Below are 721 nucleotides of genomic sequence, written 5' to 3' on the forward strand. Positions count from 1 at the left end.
GTCCGGACCGGAGCCTATGCCTCCAGCAGCGAGGTCATCCGCGAGGCGCTGCGCCTCCTGCAGGCCCAGGAGCGAACCCGGGAGATGGAACTGGCCGAGCTGCGGCAGAAGATCGTCGAAGGCCGCGCCAGTGGAGAGCCAGTGGCGGCGGAGCAGGTGTTCGATCGGCTGGAAGCCAGGTACGCTGCGGCCAAACGGCAAGGATGATGCGCTGCTTCTTCACCCCAGCCGCGGAGAGCGATCTGGAGGAGACCGGCGACTACATCGCAGCGGATAGTCCGGCCCGTGCCCTGCTCTTCGTGCAGCAGCTGCGCAAGCGCTGCCAGGAGCTTTGCGGCTTTCCCAAAGCCTATCCGCTTCGTTCTGACCTGGCGCCGGACATCCGGGTCATGGCGTTCCGGCACTACCTGATCTGCTATTCCTTGCATTCGGATCGGGTGGTGATCGAGCGGATCGTGCAGGGCAGCCGGGATGTGCAGGTGCTGTTCCGGTAGATGCCATGCCGTGGATGGAGATGATCGATGAGCTGGAGCCCCTGTCCTGATCCGGTGCTGGGCGACCGCCGGACCACGGACGTCATCGAGACGCTGATCGTGCCGCGCGCGGTCGACCTCGGCGAAATGACGGTGCGGCGCGCCCTGCCCTCCACCAAGCGGCAGATGGTCGGCCCGTTCATCTTCTTCGACCAGATGGGGCCGGCGGAGTTCCTGACCGACCAGGG

At 66.0% G+C, this 721-nt stretch carries 2 protein-coding genes and 1 pseudogene; all 3 read left to right on the forward strand.

The genetic code is table 11. The annotated features are described in order from the left end of the window. The coding region (locus HLA95_RS27665; RefSeq protein WP_222185175.1) for a type II toxin-antitoxin system ParD family antitoxin at positions 1–207 on the forward strand (207 nt) is incomplete at its 5' end. Continuing rightward, positions 204–494 (forward strand): type II toxin-antitoxin system RelE/ParE family toxin, encoded by a 291-nt coding sequence (locus HLA95_RS27670; protein WP_222185177.1) that lies wholly within the window; start codon positions 204–206, stop codon positions 492–494. The genes HLA95_RS27665 and HLA95_RS27670, both read left to right, overlap by 4 nt. A gap of 27 nt (positions 495–521) precedes the next feature. Then, positions 522–721, forward strand: a pseudogene (locus HLA95_RS27675) (pirin family protein); the annotation flags it as partial.

Origin of the sequence: Geminicoccus harenae, from assembly GCF_019800005.1 — a bacterium.
GTDB lineage: Bacteria > Pseudomonadota > Alphaproteobacteria > Geminicoccales > Geminicoccaceae > Geminicoccus > Geminicoccus harenae.

What these genes read in the sequence shown, in the direction of transcription:
- HLA95_RS27670 (WP_222185177.1), top strand. Translation starts at nt 204, where the DNA reads ATGATGCGCTGCTTCTTCACCCCAGCCGCGGAGAGCGATCTGGAGGAG.